This is a genomic window from Aurantimicrobium sp. INA4 (genome assembly GCF_027924525.1).
Taxonomy (GTDB): Bacteria; Actinomycetota; Actinomycetes; order Actinomycetales; family Microbacteriaceae; genus Aurantimicrobium.
Genome location: NZ_AP027040.1, coordinates 1,352,744 through 1,377,047, shown reverse-complemented (window position 1 = coordinate 1,377,047; position 24,304 = coordinate 1,352,744). Strand labels below are relative to the sequence as shown.

General features: G+C 51.9%; 25 protein-coding genes, 1 tRNA gene and 1 other RNA gene. 18 read left to right on the top strand and 9 right to left on the bottom strand.

Annotation, left to right across the window (positions count from 1 at the left end):
- Positions 1–141: 141 nt before the first annotated feature.
- The gene (locus AINA4_RS06765; RefSeq protein WP_281786681.1) at positions 142–1,365 is read left to right on the top strand and encodes an ROK family transcriptional regulator; all 1,224 of its coding nucleotides are present in this window, start codon (positions 142–144) and stop codon (positions 1,363–1,365) included.
- Between the two features lie 7 nt (positions 1,366–1,372).
- Here the strand turns inward: AINA4_RS06765 and AINA4_RS06760 are convergent, their stop codons facing one another.
- Positions 1,373–2,413 carry a Gfo/Idh/MocA family oxidoreductase gene (locus AINA4_RS06760; protein WP_281786680.1) on the bottom strand — a complete coding sequence of 347 codons (1,041 nt, stop codon included), beginning with the start codon at positions 2,411–2,413 and terminating at the stop codon, positions 1,373–1,375.
- 82 nt (positions 2,414–2,495) lie between these two features.
- On the opposite strand from AINA4_RS06760, the gene argG reads away from it, so the two are divergent.
- The 7 genes from argG to AINA4_RS06725 all read left to right on the top strand — a co-directional run bounded on the left by argG (position 2,496) and on the right by AINA4_RS06725 (position 11,010).
- Positions 2,496–3,848 (top strand): argininosuccinate synthase, encoded by a 1,353-nt coding sequence (gene argG / locus AINA4_RS06755; protein WP_281786679.1) that lies wholly within the window; start codon positions 2,496–2,498, stop codon positions 3,846–3,848.
- A 172-nt stretch (positions 3,849–4,020) separates the two neighbouring features.
- The gene (locus tag AINA4_RS06750) at positions 4,021–5,094 is read left to right on the top strand and encodes a BMP family ABC transporter substrate-binding protein (RefSeq protein ID WP_281786678.1); all 1,074 of its coding nucleotides are present in this window, start codon (positions 4,021–4,023) and stop codon (positions 5,092–5,094) included.
- Between the two features lie 124 nt (positions 5,095–5,218).
- Positions 5,219–6,733, top strand: a complete 1,515-nt coding sequence (locus tag AINA4_RS06745) for an ABC transporter ATP-binding protein (RefSeq protein ID WP_281786677.1) — start codon at positions 5,219–5,221, stop codon at positions 6,731–6,733.
- Positions 6,730–7,995, top strand: a complete 1,266-nt coding sequence (locus tag AINA4_RS06740) for an ABC transporter permease (protein ID WP_281786676.1) — start codon at positions 6,730–6,732, stop codon at positions 7,993–7,995. The genes AINA4_RS06745 and AINA4_RS06740 overlap by 4 nt, the downstream gene beginning before the upstream one ends.
- Positions 7,992–9,266 carry an ABC transporter permease gene (locus tag AINA4_RS06735; protein WP_281786675.1) on the top strand — a complete coding sequence of 425 codons (1,275 nt, stop codon included), beginning with the start codon at positions 7,992–7,994 and terminating at the stop codon, positions 9,264–9,266. Before AINA4_RS06740 ends, AINA4_RS06735 begins: the two co-directional genes overlap by 4 nt.
- 8 nt (positions 9,267–9,274) lie before the next feature.
- Positions 9,275–9,706 (top strand): cytidine deaminase, encoded by a 432-nt coding sequence (locus AINA4_RS06730; protein ID WP_281786674.1) that lies wholly within the window; start codon positions 9,275–9,277, stop codon positions 9,704–9,706.
- Positions 9,703–11,010 (top strand): thymidine phosphorylase, encoded by a 1,308-nt coding sequence (locus AINA4_RS06725; protein ID WP_281786673.1) that lies wholly within the window; start codon positions 9,703–9,705, stop codon positions 11,008–11,010. Before AINA4_RS06730 ends, AINA4_RS06725 begins: the two co-directional genes overlap by 4 nt.
- 3 nt (positions 11,011–11,013) lie before the next feature.
- On the opposite strand, the gene AINA4_RS06720 is transcribed toward AINA4_RS06725, so the two are convergent.
- Positions 11,014–12,711 (bottom strand): phospho-sugar mutase, encoded by a 1,698-nt coding sequence (locus tag AINA4_RS06720; RefSeq protein WP_281786672.1) that lies wholly within the window; start codon positions 12,709–12,711, stop codon positions 11,014–11,016.
- Between the two features lie 11 nt (positions 12,712–12,722).
- A complete protein-coding gene (locus AINA4_RS06715; RefSeq protein ID WP_281786671.1) occupies positions 12,723–13,574 on the bottom strand; it encodes a purine-nucleoside phosphorylase in 852 nt (283 codons plus the stop codon).
- Positions 13,575–13,646: 72 nt separating this feature from the next.
- On the opposite strand from AINA4_RS06715, the gene deoC reads away from it, so the two are divergent.
- Genes deoC through AINA4_RS06700 form a run of 3 tightly spaced genes read left to right on the top strand, consistent with a single transcriptional unit; the run spans position 13,647 to position 16,925 of the window.
- Positions 13,647–14,621 (top strand): deoxyribose-phosphate aldolase, encoded by a 975-nt coding sequence (deoC, locus tag AINA4_RS06710; protein ID WP_281786670.1) that lies wholly within the window; start codon positions 13,647–13,649, stop codon positions 14,619–14,621.
- 7 nt (positions 14,622–14,628) lie between these two features.
- Entirely contained in the window at positions 14,629–16,071 is a 1,443-nt protein-coding gene (locus tag AINA4_RS06705; RefSeq protein WP_281786669.1) for an aldehyde dehydrogenase family protein, read from the top strand.
- Entirely contained in the window at positions 16,068–16,925 is an 858-nt protein-coding gene (locus tag AINA4_RS06700) for an aldehyde dehydrogenase family protein (RefSeq protein ID WP_281786668.1), read from the top strand. The genes AINA4_RS06705 and AINA4_RS06700 overlap by 4 nt, the downstream gene beginning before the upstream one ends.
- Positions 16,926–16,932: 7 nt before the next feature.
- Here AINA4_RS06700 and upp read toward each other — a convergent pair whose 3' ends face one another.
- The gene (upp, locus tag AINA4_RS06695; protein WP_281786667.1) at positions 16,933–17,565 is read right to left on the bottom strand and encodes a uracil phosphoribosyltransferase; all 633 of its coding nucleotides are present in this window, start codon (positions 17,563–17,565) and stop codon (positions 16,933–16,935) included.
- Between the two features lie 132 nt (positions 17,566–17,697).
- On the opposite strand from upp, the gene AINA4_RS06690 reads away from it, so the two are divergent.
- Positions 17,698–18,057, top strand: coding sequence for a DoxX family protein (locus AINA4_RS06690; RefSeq protein ID WP_096380041.1), 360 nt, complete (start codon positions 17,698–17,700; stop codon positions 18,055–18,057).
- A gap of 7 nt (positions 18,058–18,064) precedes the next feature.
- Here AINA4_RS06690 and AINA4_RS06685 read toward each other — a convergent pair whose 3' ends face one another.
- Complete coding sequence (locus tag AINA4_RS06685; RefSeq protein WP_281786666.1) at positions 18,065–18,475, bottom strand: pyridoxamine 5'-phosphate oxidase family protein; 411 nt, start codon at positions 18,473–18,475, stop codon at positions 18,065–18,067.
- 96 nt (positions 18,476–18,571) lie between these two features.
- Between AINA4_RS06685 and AINA4_RS06680 the strand changes: the two genes are divergently transcribed.
- Both AINA4_RS06680 and AINA4_RS06675 read left to right on the top strand, forming a co-directional pair.
- Positions 18,572–19,015 carry a hypothetical protein gene (locus tag AINA4_RS06680; protein ID WP_281786665.1) on the top strand — a complete coding sequence of 148 codons (444 nt, stop codon included), beginning with the start codon at positions 18,572–18,574 and terminating at the stop codon, positions 19,013–19,015.
- A gap of 38 nt (positions 19,016–19,053) precedes the next feature.
- Positions 19,054–19,482 (top strand): cupin domain-containing protein, encoded by a 429-nt coding sequence (locus AINA4_RS06675; RefSeq protein WP_281786664.1) that lies wholly within the window; start codon positions 19,054–19,056, stop codon positions 19,480–19,482.
- 3 nt (positions 19,483–19,485) lie between these two features.
- On the opposite strand, the gene AINA4_RS06670 is transcribed toward AINA4_RS06675, so the two are convergent.
- The 3 genes from AINA4_RS06670 to AINA4_RS06660 are packed head-to-tail and all read right to left on the bottom strand — an operon-like array spanning position 19,486 to position 20,845.
- Positions 19,486–19,959 (bottom strand): phage tail protein, encoded by a 474-nt coding sequence (locus AINA4_RS06670; protein ID WP_281786663.1) that lies wholly within the window; start codon positions 19,957–19,959, stop codon positions 19,486–19,488.
- 25 nt (positions 19,960–19,984) lie between these two features.
- Positions 19,985–20,386, bottom strand: a complete 402-nt coding sequence (locus AINA4_RS06665) for a VOC family protein (RefSeq protein ID WP_281786662.1) — start codon at positions 20,384–20,386, stop codon at positions 19,985–19,987.
- Positions 20,387–20,395: 9 nt separating this feature from the next.
- Positions 20,396–20,845 (bottom strand): MarR family transcriptional regulator, encoded by a 450-nt coding sequence (locus AINA4_RS06660; RefSeq protein ID WP_281786661.1) that lies wholly within the window; start codon positions 20,843–20,845, stop codon positions 20,396–20,398.
- A gap of 66 nt (positions 20,846–20,911) precedes the next feature.
- Between AINA4_RS06660 and AINA4_RS06655 the strand changes: the two genes are divergently transcribed.
- On the top strand, positions 20,912–21,274 hold the full coding sequence (locus AINA4_RS06655; RefSeq protein ID WP_281786660.1) for a hypothetical protein: 363 nt from the start codon (positions 20,912–20,914) through the stop codon (positions 21,272–21,274).
- 75 nt (positions 21,275–21,349) lie between these two features.
- Here AINA4_RS06655 and AINA4_RS06650 read toward each other — a convergent pair.
- A tRNA-Ser gene (locus AINA4_RS06650) sits at positions 21,350–21,434 on the bottom strand.
- 108 nt (positions 21,435–21,542) lie between these two features.
- Here AINA4_RS06650 and ffs point away from each other — a divergent pair.
- The 3 genes from ffs to recR all read left to right on the top strand — a co-directional run bounded on the left by ffs (position 21,543) and on the right by recR (position 24,276).
- Positions 21,543–21,639: signal recognition particle sRNA small type (ffs, locus tag AINA4_RS06645), an RNA gene on the top strand.
- Positions 21,640–21,700: 61 nt separating this feature from the next.
- On the top strand, positions 21,701–23,677 hold the full coding sequence (locus tag AINA4_RS06640) for a DNA polymerase III subunit gamma and tau (RefSeq protein ID WP_281786659.1): 1,977 nt from the start codon (positions 21,701–21,703) through the stop codon (positions 23,675–23,677).
- A 2-nt stretch (positions 23,678–23,679) separates the two neighbouring features.
- A complete protein-coding gene (gene recR, locus AINA4_RS06635; RefSeq protein ID WP_281786658.1) occupies positions 23,680–24,276 on the top strand; it encodes a recombination mediator RecR in 597 nt (198 codons plus the stop codon).
- Positions 24,277–24,304: the final 28 nt, after the last annotated feature.

The following is a 24,304-nucleotide window of genomic DNA, read 5'->3' as shown; positions in this document are numbered from 1 at the left end:
GGTCTTGTGTATTTGTTGCCTTAGGGAACAATATAGACCCGTACAAGTAATACTTGTCAACTCATTAATTCATAACTGTATTAATTTGTTGTTTAGAGGTAAGAATATGTTTGACAGCGTTCACACAGAGAGAAAATTCCAATGACACCTCCCGAGGCAAAAGCCAGAAGTGGCGCGTCAACCGTCGGCAGTAACCGTGAACAAGTTCGCCAACATAATTTGTCGGCAATTCTGAGATTGCTGCGACAATTTGGCACCATGTCTCGATCAGCGCTGACCCAAAGGACGGGACTAAACCGATCGACTATTTCTGACCTGGTAACCGAACTGCAAGAGCTCGGACTCATTATTGAGTCAGAAGCAAATGTCACCCAAGGCGTTGGGCGACCTTCGTTGATGGTTTCTTTTTCTGACGAGGTAGTAGTTTTTGCTGTCAATCCAGATACCGACGCCACCACTGTGGGGGTAGTGACATTGTCCGGAAAAGTGATTGATAAGGTTCGGCACACTCACCCTGAAGTTCCCAGCCCAAATGAATCTGTAGAAATAGCCACCAAGCTCATTTCTGAACTTCGAACAAAGATGCCGGCCACTTTTCGCATAGCAGGAATTGGTGTTGCGATCCCTGGTCAGATCCGAGTTGAGGATGGGGTAGTTCGGTTAGCTCCGCATCTGAATTGGGTTGAGGTTCCTTTTGCTCGCATGCTGCACCAGCAAACGGGTCTTCCAGTCTTCATTGATAATGACGCGAGTTTGGGTTCTATTGCTGAGCGTGACCTCGGTGCTGGTAGAGGCTTTAGCGAAATTGTGTATCTCTTTGGTGGTTCAGGTGGCATCGGCGGCGGTGTGATCCATGGCGGAATTCTTCTCCGTGGTGCTGCGGGTTATGCAGGTGAGCTTGGCCACGTGCGCATCTCGGATTCGCCGCGTGAAGATTATTCAGGTTTGCAGGGAACACTCGAGTCACTGGTTCGTCGTGAAGATTTGCTGGCAGCTCTCAAGATTGAAAGCGCTGATGATGCTGAACTAGAAGAGGTACTTTCTAAACCGGTCAGTTCAAAAGTTCAAAAACTTCTTGAATCACAAATTGACGCCCTAGCTATCGCAATTGGCAACTACGTGAACATCTTCAATCCTGAGATTGTGCTGATCGCGGGTTATCTAGTTGTGCTGCATTCTTATGATCGCGACAGACTGCTCAGTCGTTTCCGCTGGAGCACACTTACTGCCCCTCAAGACAGGTTGTTGGTGAAGACGGCAGAACTTGGGCCAAACCTTCTCATGATTGGTGCAGCTGGATTGCCTATTGCTCCACTCTTGGCTGAGCCTGCTGTGACTCAGCTCTTCCCCGCTCGCGGGAAGTAACCGGAGGTTACTTCTCTCCGGTCAGGTATGCACCAACCTGATGGCGGGCCTGGAGGATCAATCCGATATCGCTCACTGCCTCATGCAGTGGGCGAAGAGGAGAGTCTGTCAACCCTTGATCGACGAAGGACGCCAAACCGGTGGCCTGATAGCTCAACCCTTCATGAGCTGGAACACCTGTTTCATCACGCCAGGTAGCAATGGGGATCGGGTTGAACTCTGAAGCAAAAAGGGTCAAGCCACTTGGCGTGAAGAAAGGCTCGTGAACGTTGAGCCTTCCTTCAGTGCCCGAAATAGACGCAGCGGTTGGTGTGAATGCGGCCATAGTGACCGTCGCCACCGCCTGAGCACCAGAGGCATAGCTCAAGAATGAAGTGGTCGTTTCGTCCACACCAGTTGAGGTGAGTGAACCGACGGTTGCAACCTTGGATGCTTCCCCCAAAACAAATGAAGTGAATGCGAAGTTGTAGATTCCCAAATCCAACAATCCACCCCCAGAAACAGGATCCATCAAACGGGGAACATGTCGGAGGTCTTGACCGAAGTCAGAGAGAACACATCGAATCTCGCCGAGGACACCATCGCTGAGAAGTTGACGCATGACATCGGATTGTGGAATGTATCTCGTCCACATTGCTTCCATCGCGAGGACCCCGGCACTGCGGGCAGCATCCAGGATCTCTTGCGCATCGATGGGGTTGGTGGCAAGTGGCTTCTCAACTAAGACATGCTTGCCTGCGGCAATAGCAAGGAGTGCATGCTCCTTATGGAATTCGTGTGTGGTCGCGACATAAACCACATCCACCTCAGGGTGAGAGACAAGTTCCTGATAGGAGGTCAGTGCGTAAGGAATTCCTCGAGGTGTAGCAAAGGCTTCTGCTTTTCCGGGGGTTTGAGAGGCCACGGCAACAATCCGTTGCGCAGTGTGTTTGTGAACGGAGTCAGCAAAAGTTGCCGCAATACCACCAGGGCCAATAATTCCCCACCGCAGTGAAGGCACAGAGTTGGGATCAATGAGTCGTGGGGCAGGTAACGAAGTGGGGAGCATCAGCGGTCCTTGAAAGAGAGAGGGGTGTAGCTCATGTTAGGGGAGAATCTTCGGCCAGTTCACCCCCAACTAGAATTGAGGCATGTCTAAGGTTCTTTCTTCTTTGCCCGTTGGTGAGCGCGTCGGTATTGCTTTCTCAGGAGGTCTTGATACCTCTGTCGCTGTAGCGTGGATGCGCGAAAAGGGTGCTATTCCTTGCACCTATACCGCCAATCTTGGTCAGTATGACGAACCCGACATCGATAGTGTCCCCGGCCGCGCACTCGAATACGGTGCAGAGATTGCTCGCCTCATCGACTGCCGTGGACCACTGGTTGAAGAAGGTCTCGTTGCTTTGCAGTGTGGCGCATTCCACATACGTACTGCTGGAAAGACCTACTTCAACACCACACCGCTTGGTCGCGCGGTCACCGGTACCATGCTCGTTCGCGCAATGCACGAAGACGGCGTTGATATTTGGGGTGACGGTTCCACTTATAAGGGCAACGATATTGAGCGTTTCTACCGCTACGGCCTCATGGCAAACCCTTCACTTCGTATCTACAAGCCATGGCTTGACGCAGATTTCGTCAACGAGCTCGGTGGCCGTCACGAGATGAGCGAATGGCTTCTTGCCCGCGATCTTCCCTACCACGCCTCCAAAGAAAAGGCATACTCCACAGACGCCAATATCTGGGGTGCTTCCCACGAAGCGAAGCTGTTGGAACACCTTGACCAGGGTCTCGACCTCGTCGAACCCATCATGGGTGTTGCTGCGTGGCGTGATGACGTTGAGGTCAAGACTGAAGAAGTCACGGTTGCTTTTGAAGCAGGCCGCCCCGTCTCCATCAACGGCAAGCGTTATGACGACCCTGTTGCTCTTGTACTTGAAGCTAACGCTATTGGTGGTCGCCACGGCTTGGGTGTTTCTGATCAGGTTGAAAACCGCATCATTGAGGCAAAGAGCCGCGGGATTTATGAAGCTCCAGGAATGGCTCTGTTGCACATCGTTTACGAACGGCTGCTCAATGCCATTCACAACGAGGACACCCTTGCGAACTATGCAGCTGAGGGTCGCCGCCTAGGTCGCCTGATGTACGAGGGTCGCTGGTTTGACCCTCAAGCACTCATGCTGCGTGAGTCAATTGTTCGCTGGGTTGGCTCTGCCGTCACCGGTGAAGTGACTTTGCGCTTGCGCCGCGGAGACGATTACACCATTCTCAACACCACTGGTCCTGCACTGAGCTACCACCCCGACAAGCTCTCGATGGAACGCGTTGAAGATGCTGCTTTCGGTCCTGAAGACCGCATTGGTCAACTAACCATGCGTAACCTCGACATTGCTGACTCGCGTGAACGCCTCGAGCAGTATGCAGCTCAAGGCATAGTTGAGGGTGGAGCTGCCGTGCTCATGGGTGACCTCAAAGCTGCCGCTCTAGAAAAGGGAAAGAAATAAACTAAGGAATTCGTTGTTTGTTTGGCCCTAAACGACTGATTCCGTATCCCAATATTTCTTTTGTGTAACGTATCCGGCCTAAAGAACTGGATTGATAGCGAATTTCGTTGTTTCCAGTAACGTAGTCTCTACCTCATGCGGTTGGTATGAGGACTCGTATTTGGAGGACACATTGGGAATTTTTTCTCGTAAGGTAGCCATCAGCAGCGTTGCAGCTCTTGGTGTTGTTGCCCTGTTGGCTGGTTGTGCCAGCGCACCCGCAGACGAAGCAGCCGACGGCGGCAGCCTCGCCCTTCCTTGCATGGTTTCTGACTCAGGTGGATTCGACGACAAGTCGTTCAACCAGTCTGGTTTTGAAGGACTCACTGCAGCTTCTGACGAATTGGGTGTAACCCCCATCACCGTCGAGTCAGCTGCAGAGACTGACTTCGCACCAAACATTCAGAGCCTCGTAGACCAAGGTTGCACCTTGATCACAACCGTTGGTTTCTTGCTTGCAGACGCTACTAAAGAAGCAGCAGCAGCTAACCCCGATGTGAACTTCGCCATCGTTGACGACAGCAGCATTGTTGCTGACAACGTGAAGCCCATCGTTTTCGACACTGCTCAGGCAGCGTTCCTTGCTGGTTACACCGCAGCTAGCTACAGCACCACAGGTGTAGTCGGTACTTTCGGTGGTATGCAGATTCCACCAGTAACCATCTTCATGGATGGTTTTGCTGATGGTGTTGCATACTACAACCAGGAAAACGGCGCTAACGTCAAGGTCGTTGGTTGGGATGTCGCATCTCAAACCGGTTCTTTCACTGGTGGATTCGCAGCTGGCGTTGAAGCAAAGACTGCAGCTCAGGGTCTCATCGACCAGAACGCTGACGTCATCTTCCCCGTTGGTGGTCCTATCTTCCTCAGCGCTGCTGAAGCAATCAAGGACTCCGGCAAGGACATTCCTCTGATTGGTGTTGACTCCGACGCTTACCTCACTGCACCAGAAATCAAGAGCATGTTCTTGACCTCTGTTCTCAAGCAGGTTGGTGTTGGTGTTGCTGATGTAACTCTCGCAGCTGCAAACGGCAAGTTCGACAACACTCCTTTCGTGGGAACACTCGCTAACGGCGGTGTAGGTCTAGCACCATTCCACGACTACGCATCGAAGGTAAACCCTGACCTCCAGAGCCAGTTGGATGCCATTACTAAGGGCATCAACGATGGTTCTATCCAGGTAGTTTCACCTTCTTCGCCTAAGTAATAGAACACTCGTTTGGGGAGGCCCGCTTCGGCGGTTGCCTCCCCAAACTTTTACGTGATGGGCCTTTCCATCGCATTGATTAGACTCAAATTGTTTACTTTCCCCCCTTGAAGTTGTGAGATCAATGAAGCTCGAACTGCGCAATATCACTAAGCGTTTTGGTCAGTTGACGGCCAACGACCACATCAACCTTGTGGCTATGCCTGGCAAAATTCATGCGCTCGTCGGAGAAAATGGTGCTGGTAAGTCGACACTGATGAACGTCTTGTTTGGTCTCTATCAAGCAGACGAGGGAGAGATTCTTCTGGACGATGTCGTTCAGCAATTCTCCGGACCCGGTGATGCCATGGCAGCTGGAATTGGAATGGTGCATCAGCACTTCATGCTTATTCCAGTCTTTACGGTGGCGGAGAACGTAATGCTGGGCCATGAAGAGACTAAGAGGGGTGGGCGCCTAGATATTGATGCGGCCCGAAAGTTGGTGCTTGATGTCAGTGCCCGCTTTGGATTCGATATTGACCCAGACGCGATGGTTGGCGATCTACCAGTTGGTGTGCAACAGCGTGTAGAAATTATCAAGGCGTTGTCTCGTGATGCACAAGTATTGATTTTTGACGAGCCCACAGCAGTCCTCACTCCGCAAGAGACAGACGAGTTGATGGAAATCATGAAGCAACTTCGTGATGCGGGAACTGCCATTATTTTCATCACCCACAAACTCAGAGAAGTTCGCGAGGTTGCCGATGAGATTACCGTGATTCGTCTCGGGAAAGTTGTGGGAGAAGCGTCACCAACTGCCTCAAACACAGAACTCGCAGAAATGATGGTAGGTCGCGCGGTTCAACTCACTGTAGATAAGGAAGAACCACAACTCGGCCCTAATGCCCTCGTCGTTGAATCTTTGTCTGTCATTGATACCAATGGAATTCCCGTCGTGGATAACGTCAGTTTCACAATTAAGGCTGGCGAGATTGTGTGTATTGCAGGGGTCCAAGGAAACGGTCAAACAGAATTGACAGAGGCTATCTTGGGGCTAGCACAGCACGTCACTGGTTCCATCACGCTTAACGGAGAGCAACTACTTGGGAAATCAGTTCGTCACATCCTTGATGCGGGAGTTGGCTTTGTCCCCGAAGACAGAACCCAAGACGGCCTGGTGGGTAGTTTTACAATTGCAGAGAATCTCATGCTTGATCGAGCACATGGTGCCCCATTCGTCCGAGCAGGTGCACTCCAACTCAAAACTCTTTCTGAATTCGCAACCCAAACGTCAGCTGAATTCGACGTTCGCTCTCAAGGGATAACGTCAAAAGCATCACAATTGTCTGGTGGTAATCAACAAAAAATTGTGTTGGCCAGAGAGCTTAGTCGCGACTTAAGCCTCTTCGTTGCAGCTCAACCAACTCGCGGAATCGATGTGGGCTCAATTGAGTTTGTGCATAAGCGAATCGTAGAGACCCGCGACAGCGGTATACCTGTGCTGGTCGTGTCGAGCGAGTTGGATGAAGTTGTTGCACTCGCAGACAGAATCGCAGTGATGTACAAGGGAAAGATTGTGGGAATCGTTCCTTCAGACACGCCTCGAGCAACTCTAGGTTTGATGATGGCAGGCGAAGCACCTTCTGGAGTTGCAGCATGAGCAAAAACACAACCGAAACAGGACTCACACCTGAAGGGGAAATTGCGCCACCTTCGCGTTGGAATATTGCATTGAAAGAAATGCTCGGTGGCAGTGTTGTGATTTCCATATTGTCTGTCATCAGTGCTCTCATCGTAGGCGCAATACTGATCGCAGTAACCGATCCTCAGGTTCACAAAGCGACGACTTATTTCCTCGCTCGCCCAATGTCCACATTCCAAGCAATCTGGGATTCTGTCTTCGGAGCATACTCGTCACTCTTTCAAGGCTCTGTGTATAACTTCCGTCGACCAGCTTTCGCCACAGGAATTAAGCCTCTGACGGAAACGCTCACCTTTGCGACCCCATTGATTATTGCCGGACTAGGTGTTGCCCTAGCTTTCCGAGTTGGTTTATTCAACATTGGTGGTCGAGGTCAGATGCTCATTGCTGCGGCCTGTGCGGGGTATGTCGGATTCACGTGGCAACTGCCCCCTGTTATTCACCTTATTGTTGCCATTGTTGCCGGAATTATTGGTGGAGCTCTGTGGGCAGGAATCGTGGGTGTACTCAAGGCCCGCACCGGAGCGCATGAGGTCATCGTGACCATCATGCTCAATTACATTGCTTTCTACCTAGTTTCTTGGATGCTGAGAACTCAAGGATTCTTGCAAGCACCTGGTTCAAATAACCCCAAGACTGCGCCCATCCTCGAAACCGCTGTTCTTCCTAAATTGCTCGGGCCCAGCTATAACCTCAATTCAGGATTCCTCCTCGTCGTCCTGCTCACTGTGTTCGTTTGGTGGCTATTGTCACGTTCTAGCCTGGGATTTCAATTCCGTGCAGTTGGAGAGAACCCTAACGCAGCACGAGTTGCAGGTATTCGCGTTGATCGGATGTACATCTACGCGATGCTGTTCTCAGGTGGACTTATCGCTGTTGCGGGTGTGATCCAAGTGCTGGGAGTTGTTCCTTCCGGCTTTAGTTCCGGTATTGATGCTGGTATCGGCTTCGACGCAATAACCGTTGCGCTTCTAGGACGCGCTCGGCCGTGGGGAGTTTTCTTCGCCGGTATTCTTTTTGGCGCATTCAAAGCGGGTGGTTTTGCCATGCAAGCTGCTGAAGGAATTCCCATCGATATTGTTCTGGTTGTTCAGTCACTTATTGTGTTGTTCATTGCAGCTCCGCCCCTCATCCGAGCAATGTTTAGGCTTCCGGTCCCTGCTGGCGAACCTAAGCCTGTATCGTTGCGACGCCCCCGAGTTAAGGCGGTGGCACGATGAGTCAGAGCCTCACACTTAACAATGAGACTGCAAACACAGTGGTGTTGCGTAGTTGGAAAGCACCCATTGCTTTTGCCGCGTTTACTGCTGTCTCCTTTCTCATTTTCATCCTTTTCAATACTGGGGCAAGTACAAATTTCCGTCTTTCAACAGAGTCAGATTTCATTCAACTTCCCTCTATTGATTTGCCGGCTCTGGCAACCGGAATAGTTGTGACCGCTGTGCTGTTTGTCATCACCATGGTCAGCTTCTTCTTTTCTCGAAGAGGAAAGTCATCCCCAGTGTGGATGATAAGTGCATTCGGTTTTTTCTTTATGGTGGGCTTCCTCACCTGGGCCGGTGCAGATGGATCAATCCTCATCCCAGGTCTTCTTCTAGGGACACTTGGTCTGAGTATTCCACTGATTTTTGGAGCACTTGGTGGAATTATCTCCGAGCGCGTTGGCGTCATCAACATTGCAATTGAAGGACAGCTCTTGGCTGGTGCTTTTGTTTCGGCGATGGTAGCTACCCTGACTGGATCGCCTTACCTTGGTTTGGCTTCAGCAATGGTTGCCGGAATGCTCGTTTCGTTTGTCTTGGCAACTTTCTCAGTCAAATATTTGGTCGATCAAGTCATTGTTGGTGTTGTTCTTAATGTTCTCGTGCTCGGCCTTACAAGCTTTTTGTATTCGCAGGTCCTGAGCGCAAACACTCCAGCATTGAACTCTCCTCCCCGTTTTGATCGCATCGAAATTCCCCTTCTCAGCCAAATCCCCATTATTGGGCCGGTGCTTTTTAGACAAACAGTCATTGTCTATCTGATGTATGTGATTGTTGCGATTGTTGCCTATGCCCTTTTCAAAACCAAGTGGGGGCTACGCTTGCGTTCAGTGGGTGAACATCCCATGGCTGCGGACACAGTTGGAATTAACGTTGCCGCGACGAGATTCTGGAACGTGGCACTCGCTGGTGCAATCGCCGGAATCGGCGGGGCTTACTTTACGCTCGGTTCTGTCGGTGCATTCCAAAAAGAAATGACCGCGGGAGCTGGATTTATAGCCCTTGCCGCGGTGATTTTTGGTCGCTGGGATCCCATCCGAGCAACCCTGGCCGCGTTGCTGTTTGGTTTTGCGAGCAATCTGCAAAACGTTCTATCTATCATCGGCTCACCTGTGCCCAGTGAGTTCATGTTGATGTTGCCATATGTCGTCACCATCTTTGCTGTTGCCGGCTTTGTTGGTCGCGTCCGCGGACCCGCAGCAGCGGGGAAGCCCTACGTAAAGAGCTAGGAATAAATATGGGTTCGACAAGTGAAGACATCAAATGGGATGTCTTACGCAATGCTGCAAAAGCAGCAATGAAGAACGCATATGTTCCTTACTCCTCCTTCCCCGTGGGAGCAGCAGCTCTGGTCGATGACGGCCGTATCATCTCTGGCTGCAATGTGGAGAACGCGTCCTATGGCCTCACCCTCTGTGCTGAGTGCAGCCTGGTTTCTCAGCTTCATGCCACTGGAGGTGGAAAGCTCATTGCATTCACCTGCGTGGATGGCAACGGTGAAGTACTAATGCCCTGCGGTCGTTGCCGTCAACTTCTCTACGAACATTCAACCGAGGGCATGGTCCTTGAAACCGTATCCGGATTCAAGACCATAGATGAGGTCTTGCCAGATGCCTTCGGACCTCGCCAGCTCGATGCCTATACTGCACAATCCAAGGACAAGTCATGAGTACCCCCACGATCGAGCCTTTCGACGCTGTTCAACTCATCTCCATCAAACGTGACAAAGGGGAGCTGAGCACCGAACAGATTCAGTGGATGATTAATGCCTACACCCGCGGCTTCATCGCTCAAGAACAGATGTCAGCCATGACCATGGCTATTTTCCTCAACGGCATGACCCGTCGAGAAATCAAAGACATGACCATGGCCATGATTGCTTCAGGAGAGCGCATGGACTTCTCTGCGCTGAACCGCCCCACAGCTGATAAGCACTCCACAGGTGGTGTGGGAGACAAGATCACACTTCCTTTGATGCCCCTCGTTGCTTCTTTTGGTGTTGCTGTTCCACAGCTTTCTGGCCGAGGACTTGGTCACACCGGTGGAACCTTGGACAAACTTGAATCCATTTCTGGTTGGCGAGCACATCTATCCAATGAAGAGATGTTCAATCAACTCGCGAAGCTCAACGGTGTGATCTGTGCTGCGGGCTCTGGTCTAGCTCCCGCAGATGGCAAACTTTATGCCCTGCGCGACATCACGGCAACCGTGGAAGCGATCCCCTTGATTGCTTCCAGCATCATGAGCAAGAAGATTGCCGAAGGAACAGACAGCCTCGTCCTGGATGTGAAGTTTGGTTCTGGTGCATTTCTTAAAGACATAGAACGCTCACGCGAACTTGCCCGGACCATGGTTGCCCTCGGCACGGATGCTGGCGTAAACACCACAGCTTTGCTCACGGATATGAACATTCCTCTGGGTCTCACCATTGGTAATGCAAATGAGGTTCGTGAATCTGTTGAGGTATTGGCAGGCGGGGGTCCCGCTGATCTGATTGAGCTAACCGTGGCCCTGGCTACGGAAATGCTCAACCTGGCTGGCATGCATGATGTGGACGTCGCGGAGAATCTCCGCAACGGCAAAGCTATGGATTCCTGGCGTGCAACGATTGCTGCTCAGGGGGGAGACCCTGACGCGGCACTGCCCACAGCCGCGGAATCACACGTGGTTCTGTCCGAGAGCGATGGCATGCTGTTGCACCAAGAAGCCCTTCCCTTTGGGATTGCTGCCTGGCGTTTGGGTGCTGGACGCGCCCGTGCTGAGGATGCTGTTATCCACGCAGCAGGTATTGATCTTCACGCCAAGCCAGGCGACATGGTTCGCAAGGGTGAGCCGCTGTTCACGCTCTATGCCAACGATGCAGCTCGCTTTGAGCGTGCGCTGGAAGCAGTTGAAGGAGCTTATGTCATTGGTGATGCCAGCACTTTCGTGCCCCGCAACTCGCTCATTGCTGAGCGCATCACCGGCGAATAGAACTTAGAGCCCAAGTAGTTCTTTCATCCCCAGAGAAAGGGCTGAGAGTCTCTGTGAAGCGTCGTTTCTGCGTTCGATGAGCTCACCTTCGCGGCAGACCACATCGATATAGACCTTGAGCTTGGGTTCGGTTCCGCTGGGGCGAACCATGATGCGGGAGCTATCTTCAAGCCAGAACCTCAATACATCACTGGGGGGAAATTCGGAGTTACCTTCGAGAAGATCATCGACTTTTGACACGGCAATCCCACCAACAAACGCTGGCTGCGAAGATCGCAGTCTTGTCATCAATCGAGGAATCTCTGAGAGGTCAGAAACTCGAAGGGAAATCTGATCACTCGCAAAATGTCCAAATGTCATGCTGAACTCATCGAGGTGATCACTCAAGGTCAACCCGCGAGATTTCAGTTCGCTGACGATGCTCAAGAGTGCAACGGCAGCGGAGATGCCGTCCTTGTCTCGAATTGTTCCGGGGTTGACCAGATAGCCCAGTGCTTCTTCATAACCGAAGGTCAAGTTCTCAACCCTGGAAACCCACTTGAATCCGGTGAGTGTCCACTTAAAGCCCAGGCCGTAGTGTTCAGCAACGGCAGAGAGTGCAGGGCTAGACACGATGGAGCATGCCAGGGTTCCTGTGCGCTGTTTAGCAGAAAGTTCACGTGCTGCTCGCCAGCCCAGCAGTGCGCCTAGTTCATTGCCGGTGAGGCGGCGATAGCCTTCGGCCGCTGTCTGATCCGGGATGGCCACAGCCAAACGATCTGCATCTGGGTCGTTCGCCACAATCAGTTCAGCCTTGGTCTTGCCAGCCAGTGCAAAGGCCAAGTCAAGGGCACCGGGTTCCTCAGGGTTGGGAAACTCCACTGTGGGGAAGGTTGCATCAGGAACGTTTTGTTCAGCAACAACTTCTGGTGCAGAGAAGCCAGCACGTGAGATGACAGCTGCGAAAGTTTCAAAGCCCACGCCATGCATGGCAGTGTAAACAAAGTGGGGCTGTGCTGAAGGAACAGGTGCAGAACTTCCTGCAACCAGAGCAGTCTGGGAGATGTAGTTCTCAATGACCGATTCAGGAATGATGTTGAAGGGTCCTCTGGCAAGCTCGCTAACCTTCATCTGAGTGGCAACGAAGTGAATCTGCTCGGCAATGTATGCATCTGCGGGAGAAACTATCTGAGAACCGTGATCTTCACCACCGAGATACACCTTGTAGCCGTTGTCTGCTGCAGGGTTGTGGCTGGCAGTCACCATGACACCTGCGCTGGCATTCAGCTCGCGAACACTGAAAGCGAGGACAGGAGTGGGCACCATTCGGGGCATCAACAAAGCCTGAATGCCGAAACCTGACATGATTTCTGCCGTGTCACGGGCAAACACTTCAGAGTTCTTGCGTCCGTCAAAACCAATAACCACAAGGGGAGTCTTGCCTGTGGGAGCGTGGGAAAGGAGGTAGCGTGCCAAACCAGCTGCAGCTTGGATAACAACAACCCGATTCATTCGGTTGGGTCCAGCAGCGATAGCTCCACGAAGACCAGCAGTGCCAAAGCTTAACCGAGTGAAGAAGCGGTCCGTAATCTCAGTGTGTGCATTTTCATCTCCCTTTTCAGATGCTTCGAGAAGAGCTCGAAGCTCTGCCACTGTTTCAGGATCTGGGTCCTGATCGAGCCAGTCAAGAACATCTGAGTGGAACTCATGCTCCATTTTCATCACCGAAATTTCTATAGCTTGTCGACAATGTGAGCAAGAAGCTCGCTAATGCGACTTTCAGCAGCAGCGCCGGCTTCAAGAACTTCTTTATGAGAAAGTGGATTCTCAGAAATTCCAGCTGCCAAGTTCGTAATGAGAGAAAGCCCGAGAACTTCCATGCCTGCTTGGCGGGCCGCAATTGCCTCTAACGCGGTGGACATGCCCACGATGTGGCCGCCAAGAACCTTGGCCATCTGTACTTCTGCAGGTGTTTCATAATGTGGGCCACGGAACTGTACATAAACACCGTCATCGAGGCTGTTATCTACAGTGCGAGCAAGCTCGCGCAATCGTGATGAATAGAGGTCGGTAAGGTCAACAAAGGTCGCACCTTCGAGCGGAGAATTTGCGGTCAAATTGATGTGATCACTGATGAGAACCGGAGTTCCTGGCTTCCACGTGGGTTTAATGCCTCCTGCACCATTGGTCAGCACCATAGTGGTGGCACCACACGCAGCAGCAGTCCGCACGCTGTGGGCTACGCGACGTACGCCGTGACCTTCGTAGTAGTGCGTGCGGGCACCAATAACAAGGGCACGTTTTCCGCTAGGAAGCAAGATACTCCGTAAGGTCCCCGAATGGCCCACCACCGCTGAAGCACTAAATCCAGTTATCTCTGCCGCGTCAATGGTGGCTGTAGTTTCACCCATCAACTCTGCTGCTTTGCCCCAGCCAGACCCGAGGGTCAGACCAATATCGTGCTTGGATACGCCTGTTTTCTCCGCGATTTGAGCGGCTGCTTCACGAGCCACTTCAAACGGGTCCACGTCAGGGTTTGAGAGGGGGTTGAGAAGTTCTTCTGGGTTTTTCAACGTTGAATCCATTGACTTATCCTAGCTACCAAAATCGATGTAACTTCCTGCTCGAACAGGAGTTTCTCCCAGTAGTCTGGACAGATGCGTTCTATCCCGTCAGTGTCAGATCTCACTGCAGAAACTCTTGCGGACTTCCTTCGCGCTCTTCCCGGCGTTGACGCCGTAGGTCTCGAAGCCAGGGCTGCTGATTTGGGTACACGAAGCATCAAAACCTCGTCCAAAGCATGGGCAATTGACACCATCATTAAGTTGATAGACCTAACCACTCTCGAGGGCGCAGACACTCCTGGCAAGGTGCGGACGTTGGTTGCCAAAGCACTGGTTCCCGATTCGAGGGACCTTTCCACCCCTCGAGTTGCTGCTGTCTGTGTATACGGCGACATGGTTGCAACTGCGGTTGAGGCACTCGGCGACATGCATGGCGACCCAGATAAGGGCAATGTTTCCGTCGCTGCCGTAGCTACAGCATTCCCCAGTGGCCGCGCCTCTCTCGCAATCAAAATCGCTGACACACGCGAAGCAGTTGCAGCCGGTGCAGACGAGATAGATATGGTTATTGATCGCGGTGCTTTCTTGGCAGGGGATTGGTGGACCGTTTTCCAGCAAATTGTTGCAGTGAAGGAAGCCTGCCGTCGCGCAGATGGATCCTTCGCACAACTCAAAGTGATTCTGGAAACCGGCGAACTGGTTACCTACGACAATGTTCGTAAAGCCTCCTGGCTCGCCATGATAGCCGGGGGAGACTTCATCAAAACCTCAACTGGCAAAGTAGCCCCTGCCGCGACACTGCCCGTCACCTTGCTGATGTTGGAGGCAGTGCGAGATTGGTATGCCGCAACAGGTCAAAGAATTGGTGTAAAGCCAGCCGGTGGAATAAAGACCACCAAGGATGCCATCAAGTATCTTATCCTCGTTGCTGAGACCGTCGGTGAAGAGTGGCTTGTGCCTCACCTCTTCCGTTTCGGTGCATCAAGCCTGCTCAATGATGTTCTTCTCCAACGCCAAAAACTTGCCTCGGGTCACTACTCGAGTGCTGATTACGTCACTCTCGATTAGGAATCACATGTCATTCATGGACTACGCACCAGCGCCAGAATCCACTGGGATACTCAAACTCAACGAGCACTACGGCCTCTTCATTAATGGAGAGTTCGTGTCTGGAAGGGGCGAGAATTTCACAAGTATCTCTCCAGCAACAGAGGCACCTATTGCAACATTTAGTTCCGCGAATGAGGCAGATGTTGACCTGGCTGTTCGTGCTGCACGAGCAGCATATGACACTGTGTGGTCAAAGATGACAGGTGCTGATCGTGGAAAGTATCTCTTCCGAATTGCCCGCTTGATTCAGGAGCGCTCACGCGAACTCGCTGTTGCTGAGACACTCGACAACGGAAAGCCCATCAAGGAAACACGCGATGTGGATATTCCTCTCGTGGCTGCATGGTTCTTCTACTACGCAGGCTGGGCAGACAAGCTAGATTTTGCTGGGTTGGGTGCTAACCCCAAGTCTCTGGGTGTTGCAGCACAGGTCATCCCTTGGAACTTCCCCCTGCTCATGCTCGCTTGGAAAATTGCACCCGCGCTCGCCGCAGGTAACACTGTCGTCTTGAAGCCAGCAGAAACAACTCCATTAACCGCGATGTTGTTTGCAGAAATTTGTCAACAGGCTGATCTCCCTGCAGGAGTTGTCAACATCATCACGGGTGCTGGTAATACCGGAAAAGCTCTCGTCAACCATTCGGACATCAACAAGATTGCATTTACAGGATCTACAGCTGTGGGCCGAGAGATCGCCCGTAGCGTTGCCGGCAGTAAGATCAAGCTCACTCTCGAACTTGGCGGCAAGGGCGCCAATATCGTCTTTGAAGATGCAGCCCTTGACCAAGCAATTGAAGGAATAGTCAGCGGAATCTTCTTTAACCAGGGGCACGTCTGCTGTGCTGGTAGTCGGTTGCTTGTTCAGGAAAACATCCACGATGAGGTCATTGAGCGCCTCCAGTCACGCCTGTCCACACTCCGTTTGGGCGACCCGCTTGATAAGAACACCGACATTGGTGCCATTAACTCGCGAGAGCAACTTGACCGCATCATCGCACTGTCATCTCAAGGTGAGAGCGAAGGCGCTCAGCGATGGAGTGCAGCGTGTGAGATTCCTTCGAAGGGTTTCTGGTTTGCACCAACAGTGTTTACGGGGGTTTCACCGAGCAACACGATTGCTCGCGAAGAAATTTTTGGACCAGTCTTGTCCGTGTTGACCTTCCGCACCCCTGCGGAAGCAATTACGAAAGCCAATAACACTCCCTACGGGCTCTCTGCAGGGATTTGGAGCGAGAAAGGCAGCCGTGTCTTGGCTGTCGCAGACAAACTTCGTGCCGGCGTAATCTGGGCAAACACATTCAACAAATTCGACCCATCCAGTCCTTTTGGCGGGTACAAAGAGTCTGGTTATGGACGGGAAGGCGGCCTATCAGGATTGACTTCTTATATGGAAGGTGGTGCAGCATGAGCCGTCTTGCAGTTCCAAAAACCTACAAACTCTTTATTGGCGGTAAGTTCCCCCGAAGCGAGTCCGGACGTGTCTATGAAGTGAAATCAGTGGCAGGTGATTTTGTCGCCAACGCAGCGCAAGGATCACGAAAAGACATCCGTGATGCTGTTGTTGCTGCACGCACTGCTCTGCCAGGCTGGAGCAGTGCGACTGCCTACAATCGGGGACAGGTTCTCTATCGCATCGCTGAAGTTCTCGAAGGACGTAAAGCACAGTTTGTCGAGGAGATCATGCTGGTGGAAGGTTCTTCGCAGAAAGAGGCAACAGCGCAGGTTGAATCAGCAATCGATACCTGGATTTGGTATGCCGGCTGGGCAGACAAATACACCCAAGTTGCGGGGCAAGCTAACCCTGTATCCGGGCCCTATTTCAATTTGTCGGTGCCCGAACCCACCGGAGTTGTCGCAGCGGTTGCACCACAGTCCTCAGATTCACTGCTCGGACTTGTTGCCACCATCGCCCCTATTCTTGTTTCCGGAAACACGGTCGTTGTGGTCCCCCGTGAAGACGCTCCATTGACAGCAATCAGTTTTGCTGAAGTCATGGCCACCAGCGATGTTCCCGGCGGAGTTGTAAACGTCATTTCGGGAAGCCCCGCTGAGCTTGCCCCTTGGATGGCATCACACGCAGATATTAATGCTTTTGATCTTGCCGGTGCTGGGGAATTGGACTGGGCAACTCTTCAGATTGCTGCCGCTGAAACGCTCATGCGTACCAGCGCGCCAGTGGAGGGAATCCCTGGACTGTCCCTGAGCCGGATAAACGCCTTCACTGAACTGAAGACGGTGTGGCACACCAAGAGTGTGATTTGAGTCTGAACTAGACGATTCCGTAGAGACGGTCGCCAGCGTCTCCGAGACCAGGAACGATGTAGCCGTGTTCATTGAGTCGTTCATCAAGTGCACCTAGGACAAGAGTGACATTCTTGCCTGTGCCGGCTGCTTCTACAGCGGCGACTCCCTCAGGTGCTCCGAGGAGGCATACACATGTCACATCTGTTGCCCCGCGCTTGAAGAGAAAATCTATAGCTGCAATCAGGGATCCGCCTGTGGCCAACATGGGGTCAAGTACAAAGCATTGTCTGCCCGTTAGATTTTCTGGCAATCGTTCGGCGTAGGTACTGGGTTGCAGTGTTTCTTCGTCTCTGACCATACCCAAAAAGCCGACTTCGGCAGACGGAAGCAGGGCTACCATTCCATCGAGCATTCCCAAACCTGCACGCAAAATAGGCACGACTAAGGGCCGTGGCTGACTCAACATGACTCCTGTAGTTGTTGTCACAGGTGTTTCAATGTCAACAGGCTCAACACGGACATCCCGGGTGGCTTCATAGGCCAGTAAGGTCACCAGTTCTGTTGCCAATGAGCGAAATACTGAAGAGGGTGTGTTTTTATCTCGAAGAACTGTGAGCTTATGAGTGATGAGAGGGTGCTGAGCAACATGAAGGCGCATTGCACCAATCTAGCTCACCTCCAGTAATTGCTCCCGCGAAATGTAGGTTCCGCCTGGGCAATATCAAGTAAAGAAAACGGATATTCTGGTGGTGGGGGAGCAATAAAGTTCCTGCGTTACTGAGGAGTTTTTATGGCTATCGTCTTGTCAATTTTGAACCTTGCTGTTGCAGTTCTTTTTGTTTTCGTGGGAACGAAGAAAGCTTTTCGACCAATCCCTGAACTAGCTGGTCAGATGCCTTGGGTGAACACCTTCAGTAAGCGCAACGTTCGACTCATTGGATATGCAGAACTTGCTGGTGGTCTGGGATTGGTTCTTCCCGGAATCGTCGGTCTTGGTTTGCTCATCCCACTGATTGCTGCACTGTGCTTGGCAGCACTCATGATCGGCGCAGCGGTGTATCACCTGCGCCTCAAAGACAACAAGGGCGCCATCCCCAGCATTGTTCTCGCAGGAATCTTGTTGATTCTTGCGATGTATATGGTTCTCTAAGCCGAATTTATCTTCGTGGGTCCAAGACGTTTAAGCGTCTGCCACGAACTTCGTTAGGCGAGAATTCCATCCAGACATATTCACTATTCGGTGCGAATTCAACGATGGGAAGCTCGTCGAGAACCTGAGCGGCCTCGGCACTGGTCAGAGTTCTAACAAGGCCTAGGGCAACTGTGCTGGAGAAGTGGCGCATCATTTGGTGTGCAGCTTCAAAGGCAACGAGGCGGCCATCGGTTTCTTTGCGCAATCGTGACTCGGCACCGGTGCGGAAGTAGATCTTCCAGTTATAAGTGACGTATGCGATGGGGTAAATGTCAGGTGCGCCCTCGCGCGCACTGGCTATCCGACCAATGTGATTGGTCTGAATGACGTCCCAGGATTCTTCATCGCTGAGGTGATCAATGGGGTATTCGCTCATTTACTGCACTGCTGTTCTTGCGGGAGGGATTGAGTGAGTCTATCTGTGGTTGCAGCACTTTTCCTGAAGGCTGAGGCTTTCGCGTACCCTGATGTCATGAGCGATTTGAACGAAGTAGGCCAGCGCGACAATTGGATTTGCTGGTTGTGTGACACCGCTGTGGACCCTGATGCATCGGTGAATTCGGACCGAGGCCCCAGTGTTGACAGCTACTCGGTGGCCAAGTCAAAGAAGAACGTTGTCACTGTCGAACGTTTAGCTCATCGCGATTGCAACACCATGAAGGGCAAAAAAGCTCCTGTTGTGCCTTGGAATCCTGAACTCTTAGTTGTTGACCCATCTCCGATTGTGGCAACCGTTGACCGTTTGCAGCGCAAGGGTGGCCGTGAAGTGATAGCTCGGTGCCCTAGCCAAGAGGATGCCGAACAAGCATCCGAGTGGTTACTAGATCGACTCTCGCGATATGCCCCCGATCTCCCAGTGAGTACCCAGATAACTTCTGGTGGAGGTCAATACATGCTCTTCTTAGTCGCGAACTAGTTCTTCCCTTGCTCGTGGGCGATTGCTAGCGTGACACCATGAGCGGTTACGAAATCACAAACATTGGCGCGATGAATACCTGGCGCGACCACCTAGGTGGCTTCGTGCCTCAGACGACCCGTCAGGGTCGCCGCGTAGTCGATCATGAAATGACCAACCAATTCATTGGCATGACTGCCAACGCCTATGAACCCGGTGAAGAAGCCGGATACTGGCACACCCACTCTGAAATCGAAGAGCTCTACATCTTCCTGGAGGGATCAGGTCAGATGGGTCTAGACGAGGACATCGTTGACGTCACTGCCGGCTCCGTGGTTCGGGTAGGACAGGGTGTGTGGCGAACCTGGCGTGCCCTGCCTGAAAGCAACGGCCAATTGCGCTGGATATGCATTCGTGCCGGAGCAAGCGAGCTCACCAACTACCCTCATGATGCCACCAGGGATCACGAGCGCGATTCACCCTGGTAGCGGTTATTTGTACTCGCCTTTGACAACGAAATAGCTGCCACGAATAGTTCCGGCAAGCTTGGATTTCATCCGGGCAAACTTGAACTTGTTCAGTTCTTCAGGAACATCCATGCCATCTGAGAGCTTAAATCCAACAGCACGTTTCTTGTTGTCATTGACGGTGTATAGAACGTTGATAGCAAGACCGCTTTCATAAAAAACATAGGTCCATCTAACGAGGCCATCTGCAGTGTCAACCATCATCTCGGTGACCTCGAGCGGCGTGGATGCCACAACGATGTCTCGCTCGAGTAAAACTGTGGCTACGTAGTCCACGAGCTCCGGCGCTTCGCTGGCAGGGGTTGTTTCAAAAACGAGGTCGTATTTGTTCTTGAAATAACGTGCTTCATTTGCTCGTAGCCCTGCAAGTGCCTCCGCGTGAGGAGAGGACTCTAGACCGTGCGTGGAGACGGTTGTGAAATCAATAGGGGTGGGCATACATGTACCTTCTCAGGAAAGAGGATTAGTCGAGGATGTGATCTGGATTCATCCAGAAAACATCCCATAAGTGGCCATCCAGATCTTCAAAACCCCAGCTGAACATGAAGCCAATATCTTCAGGTTCATTGACTTTGCGCGCTCCCAAAGAAAAAGCCTTCTCACACAGCGTACGAACATCCTCAGCAGAGTCACACGACAGTCCAAAAATAGCTTCAGCTGTGTCTTTGGGAGCGATCTTCTTCTCGATGAAGCTTTCAAACTTTGCCTGTTCGAGCAGCATGATGAAGATGTTGTCATTAACAATCATGCAGGTGGAGTGCTCATCAGTGAACTGAGGATTGAAAGTGAATCCAAGCCCGGTAAAGAACTCAACAGACTTCTTGAGATTTGCGATGGGGAGATTCACAAACAGGGAATTGGCCATGAGGAAACCCTAGTCCTTCTCCCTCTCAGCATCTTTTCTTTTTTGTAGTCGTTCATAAATCTTCATTAATTCAGAACTCAACGTTGAGTAATCGACACCTTCGTATCGAGAGATTGTGTTGAGGAATTCATTCTCCAAGAACTCTCCTGATGCATGCGCTAACTCCTTTCCTTTGTGGGTCAAAGATATGAAGACACTTTTGGAGTCTCCTGGAGTTTGATGAACTGTCACAAAATCACGATCAAGAAACCAAGTCAATCGTTTACTTACAGCGCTTTTCGTAACGCCTAAAGCCTCGGCTAGGCGGGTCACATCGATTTCAACGTGTTCTTCAACATTCACTAGAAATACGAATTGACTGTATGTGATCCGAAATTTGTTTCGCAATAGACCATCAGCCTGGTTGTTCATTTCGCCTACAACCTTGTTGAGCAGGAAGCTGATTCGCAATTGAGGCATGAATATAGTTTACTAGTTAACAATATTTGTCCCAGCGCTCATGAATATGTGTTTCGACGGAGGAAAATGAAAAGCTTGATCTACATCTCTTTGGCAGTGAACATTGTTGTTCTGGCGCCAATTCTCGTTTTGATGATGATGAACTCCCCTGCTGTTGATAGCGCGTGGGGTAGCTTTACTGAATCTCGCGGAATCTTGATGTCGATTTATTTCGCCATCTTTGCCATTTCGGTTTTCTTGCTCTTTTTTCCAGTACCAGCATTCGTGTTTGCATTGCTTTTGGTACAGGTGATTTATAAAGTCACAACTCCCCTCACTGTAGGGACCATTGGAAACCCGGTCGTCATCAGCAACCTTTTGATTGCAACATTTTTCATAATTACTCTGATTAGCATTTACCCTGCAGTAAAAGAGCAAATTGTGAACTGATTTCTAGTCTGTTTCTAATTTTCCATATCGCTTAATTGATAAAGCCCCCAGGAAATCTGGGGGCTTTATCAGTCGCGGAGAATGGGGGATTCGAACCCCCGAGGGCGTTAACCCAACACGCTTTCCAAGCGTGCGCCATAGGCCACTAGGCGAATCCTCCTGATGGCCCGCCTGCTTGCGCAAGTGGACAACTTGAATATTCTAACTGCTCAACACTGGTGCTGACGAACCGAGGATGTGCATCACAGTTACGTGCTTTAGAATGTTGTTTGGCTCCTCGCGTGGCGCCATCCAGGCCAACTCCCCCAGGACGGAAACGTAGCAAGGGTAACCGGGCTCTGGCGGGTGCGCGAGGGGTCCTTTTTATTGCGCTCACAGCGTTGACGAAGTGGTCTGGATGTCGGCTCTGACGCGTACTATTGAACTGTGGCTACCGCACTGTATCGCCGTTATCGGCCTGAATCCTTCGCTGACGTAATTGGGCAATCTCACGTCACCGAACCGTTGATGACGGCGCTGCGAACTAATCGTGTGAACCACGCATATCTTTTCAGCGGTCCCCGTGGTTGCGGTAAGACAACCTCTGCTCGAATTCTGGCCCGATGCTTGAACTGTGCCGAAGGCCCCACTGATACTCCTTGTGGTGTGTGCCCAAGCTGTGTCGAGCTTTCACGTGACGGTGGTGGATCACTCGACGTTGTTGAAATTGACGCTGCTAGCCACAACGGTGTTGACGACGCGCGTGATCTACGTGAACGTGCTGTCTTTGCTCCTGCACGTGACCGCTACAAAATCTTCATCCTCGATGAGGCACACATGGTCACCACGCAGGGCTTCAACGCCTTGCTCAAGCTCGTCGAAGAACCGCCAGAGCATGTGAAGTTCATCTTCGCTACAACTGAACCTGAAAAGGTAATTGGCACGATTCGTTCGCGCACCCACCACTACCCGTTCCGCTTGATTCCTCCAGCACAAATGTTGGAATACTGCGAGAGCTTGTGCGCCTCAGAAAACATCACAGTAGAACCAGGTGTTCTGGCGTTGGTTGTTCGTGCGGGCGGTGGCTCTGCCCGAGACACGCTTTCCTTGCTCGATCAACTCATTGCAGGTTCAGAAAATGATTCTGTCACCTATGAGCGTGCTGTTTCCCTCCTGGGATATACCCACGCTGCACTGCTCGATGAAGCCGTTGATGCACTCGCCGCAGGAGATTCCGCAGGAGCATTTGCTGCCGTTGATCGAGTGATTCAGACAGGTCAAGATCCTCGTCGTTTTGTGGAAGATCTTCTTGAACGACTGCGTGATCTCATTCTTGTTGCCGCTACCGGAGCAAACGCAAACGCGGTATTGCGCGGTATTCCCTCAGATGAACTCGAGCGTATGCAGGCACAAGCTCAGAATTTTGGTGCCGCGGAGCTTTCTCGCGCAGCAGATGTGGTGAACTCCTCGCTAACTGAGATGACCGGTGCAACGTCACCACGTCTTCATCTTGAACTGATGATTGCCCGACTTCTTGTTCGTGCCACAGGTAGTGCTTCTGGCGCGATTGCTGCTCCAGTTGCAACCGCACCGGCTGCTGCGCCTACTGCGCAGAAAAAGGAAGTCCCAGCGCCAGCACCAACACCTGCATCCCCGGTTGCTTCTGCACCATCGCCCAAAGTTGAAAAGCCTGCGCCAGACCCTGAGCCAGTGAAGGAAGAACCCAAGGTGGTTCCAGCTGGGCCAGTGGGAACACGTGAACTTCTTGAAGCATGGCCTGCTGTATTGGAGAAAATCCAGGCGAAGTCTCGTGCAGCGTGGCTCGTCGTTGTTGCGGCACAGGTTCGTTCTCTTGAAGATGAAGTGCTCACACTCGTCTTTAGCAACGAAGCAGACGCTGCCTCTTTCCGACCGCAAAAAGGTGTTCCCGGCGGTGTCCACGAAATTCTGCGTCAAGCAATCCTGGATACCGTTGGTGTTCGTGTGAGCTTCAAAGTTTCCAGTGACTCCAGTGCGACCGCACCTATCGACAAAGTCAGCACAGCATCAGATGCTGTGGCATCTTCTCCCAACGCTCCGCGAGAGTTTGCAACTCCAGCAGCTGCAGACGAAGAACCTCCTCTTCCGGAGGAACCACCGGTTGATCTTTCAGAAGAACCTCCACTAGATGAGTCAGCCGATGACGACTGGGATGTTGTTGCAATCCCATCCGGAACCCCAGCTGTTCTCGATGATGAACCATCCACAAATTCGAAGACCCCGGTTGAGCCTGAAGTGGCTGACACTGGGGCTCGACTCAGCGCCGAGGAAGCTGAGCTGCAAGACCGTCGATATGGCGAAGCAGTAGTTCGGGAAATCTTGGATGCCAAGTTCATTTCTGAAGAGGTCACTGCCCCCACTCCAGTTATTGCTACTGAGGACTAGGCATGTATGACGGCATAGTTCAGGAGCTCATAGATGAATTGGGCCGACTTCCCGGGGTGGGACCCAAGTCAGCTCAGCGCATTGCGTTTCATATTCTGCAGACAGAATCTTTCGATGTGACCCGCCTGTCAGCAGTGTTGTTGGAAGTTCGGGAAAAAGTTAAGTTCTGTGAGATTTGCGGAAACGTATCAGAAGAAGTGACCTGCTCTATCTGCCGTGACCCCAGGCGTGACCCCACCTTTATTTGTGTCGTGGAAGAAGCCAAGGACGTTGTTGCCATTGAGCGCACCCGGGAATTCCGTGGGCTCTATCACGTGCTTGGCGGAGCAATTAGCCCCATTGATGGCATTGGTCCTGACGACCTTCGTATTCGCCAACTCATGACGCGTTTAGCGGATGGGACTGTGACAGAAGTCATCATCGCCACCGACCCCAACCTCGAAGGTGAAGCAACTGCGACGTATCTTTCTCGTTTGTTGAAGACCCTAGAGATTAAGGTCTCGCGTCTTGCTTCGGGGCTTCCTGTTGGCGGCGATTTGGAATACGCCGACGAAGTGACCCTCGGTCGCGCCTTTGAAGGCCGTCGCACCGTCTCCTGAGCGTCAAAAGCGCCCTGAAACTCCCCGT

What these genes read in the sequence shown, in the direction of transcription:
- argG (WP_281786679.1), top strand. Translation starts at nt 2,496, where the DNA reads ATGTCTAAGGTTCTTTCTTCTTTGCCCGTTGGTGAGCGCGTCGGTATT.
- AINA4_RS06720 (WP_281786672.1), bottom strand. Translation starts at nt 12,711, where the DNA reads ATGAAAATGGAGCATGAGTTCCACTCAGATGTTCTTGACTGGCTCGAT.
- AINA4_RS06760 (WP_281786680.1), bottom strand. Translation starts at nt 2,413, where the DNA reads ATGCTCCCCACTTCGTTACCTGCCCCACGACTCATTGATCCCAACTCT.
- AINA4_RS06685 (WP_281786666.1), bottom strand. Translation starts at nt 18,475, where the DNA reads ATGAGCGAATACCCCATTGATCACCTCAGCGATGAAGAATCCTGGGAC.
- AINA4_RS06665 (WP_281786662.1), bottom strand. Translation starts at nt 20,386, where the DNA reads ATGGCCAATTCCCTGTTTGTGAATCTCCCCATCGCAAATCTCAAGAAG.
- AINA4_RS06705 (WP_281786669.1), top strand. Translation starts at nt 14,629, where the DNA reads ATGTCATTCATGGACTACGCACCAGCGCCAGAATCCACTGGGATACTC.
- AINA4_RS06715 (WP_281786671.1), bottom strand. Translation starts at nt 13,574, where the DNA reads ATGGATTCAACGTTGAAAAACCCAGAAGAACTTCTCAACCCCCTCTCA.
- AINA4_RS06675 (WP_281786664.1), top strand. Translation starts at nt 19,054, where the DNA reads ATGAGCGGTTACGAAATCACAAACATTGGCGCGATGAATACCTGGCGC.
- AINA4_RS06730 (WP_281786674.1), top strand. Translation starts at nt 9,275, where the DNA reads ATGGGTTCGACAAGTGAAGACATCAAATGGGATGTCTTACGCAATGCT.
- AINA4_RS06670 (WP_281786663.1), bottom strand. Translation starts at nt 19,959, where the DNA reads ATGCCCACCCCTATTGATTTCACAACCGTCTCCACGCACGGTCTAGAG.
- AINA4_RS06680 (WP_281786665.1), top strand. Translation starts at nt 18,572, where the DNA reads ATGAGCGATTTGAACGAAGTAGGCCAGCGCGACAATTGGATTTGCTGG.
- AINA4_RS06700 (WP_281786668.1), top strand. Translation starts at nt 16,068, where the DNA reads ATGAGCCGTCTTGCAGTTCCAAAAACCTACAAACTCTTTATTGGCGGT.
- deoC (WP_281786670.1), top strand. Translation starts at nt 13,647, where the DNA reads ATGCGTTCTATCCCGTCAGTGTCAGATCTCACTGCAGAAACTCTTGCG.
- AINA4_RS06690 (WP_096380041.1), top strand. Translation starts at nt 17,698, where the DNA reads ATGGCTATCGTCTTGTCAATTTTGAACCTTGCTGTTGCAGTTCTTTTT.
- AINA4_RS06745 (WP_281786677.1), top strand. Translation starts at nt 5,219, where the DNA reads ATGAAGCTCGAACTGCGCAATATCACTAAGCGTTTTGGTCAGTTGACG.
- AINA4_RS06655 (WP_281786660.1), top strand. Translation starts at nt 20,912, where the DNA reads ATGAAAAGCTTGATCTACATCTCTTTGGCAGTGAACATTGTTGTTCTG.
- AINA4_RS06725 (WP_281786673.1), top strand. Translation starts at nt 9,703, where the DNA reads ATGAGTACCCCCACGATCGAGCCTTTCGACGCTGTTCAACTCATCTCC.
- recR (WP_281786658.1), top strand. Translation starts at nt 23,680, where the DNA reads ATGTATGACGGCATAGTTCAGGAGCTCATAGATGAATTGGGCCGACTT.
- AINA4_RS06660 (WP_281786661.1), bottom strand. Translation starts at nt 20,845, where the DNA reads ATGCCTCAATTGCGAATCAGCTTCCTGCTCAACAAGGTTGTAGGCGAA.
- AINA4_RS06740 (WP_281786676.1), top strand. Translation starts at nt 6,730, where the DNA reads ATGAGCAAAAACACAACCGAAACAGGACTCACACCTGAAGGGGAAATT.
- upp (WP_281786667.1), bottom strand. Translation starts at nt 17,565, where the DNA reads ATGCGCCTTCATGTTGCTCAGCACCCTCTCATCACTCATAAGCTCACA.
- AINA4_RS06735 (WP_281786675.1), top strand. Translation starts at nt 7,992, where the DNA reads ATGAGTCAGAGCCTCACACTTAACAATGAGACTGCAAACACAGTGGTG.
- AINA4_RS06765 (WP_281786681.1), top strand. Translation starts at nt 142, where the DNA reads ATGACACCTCCCGAGGCAAAAGCCAGAAGTGGCGCGTCAACCGTCGGC.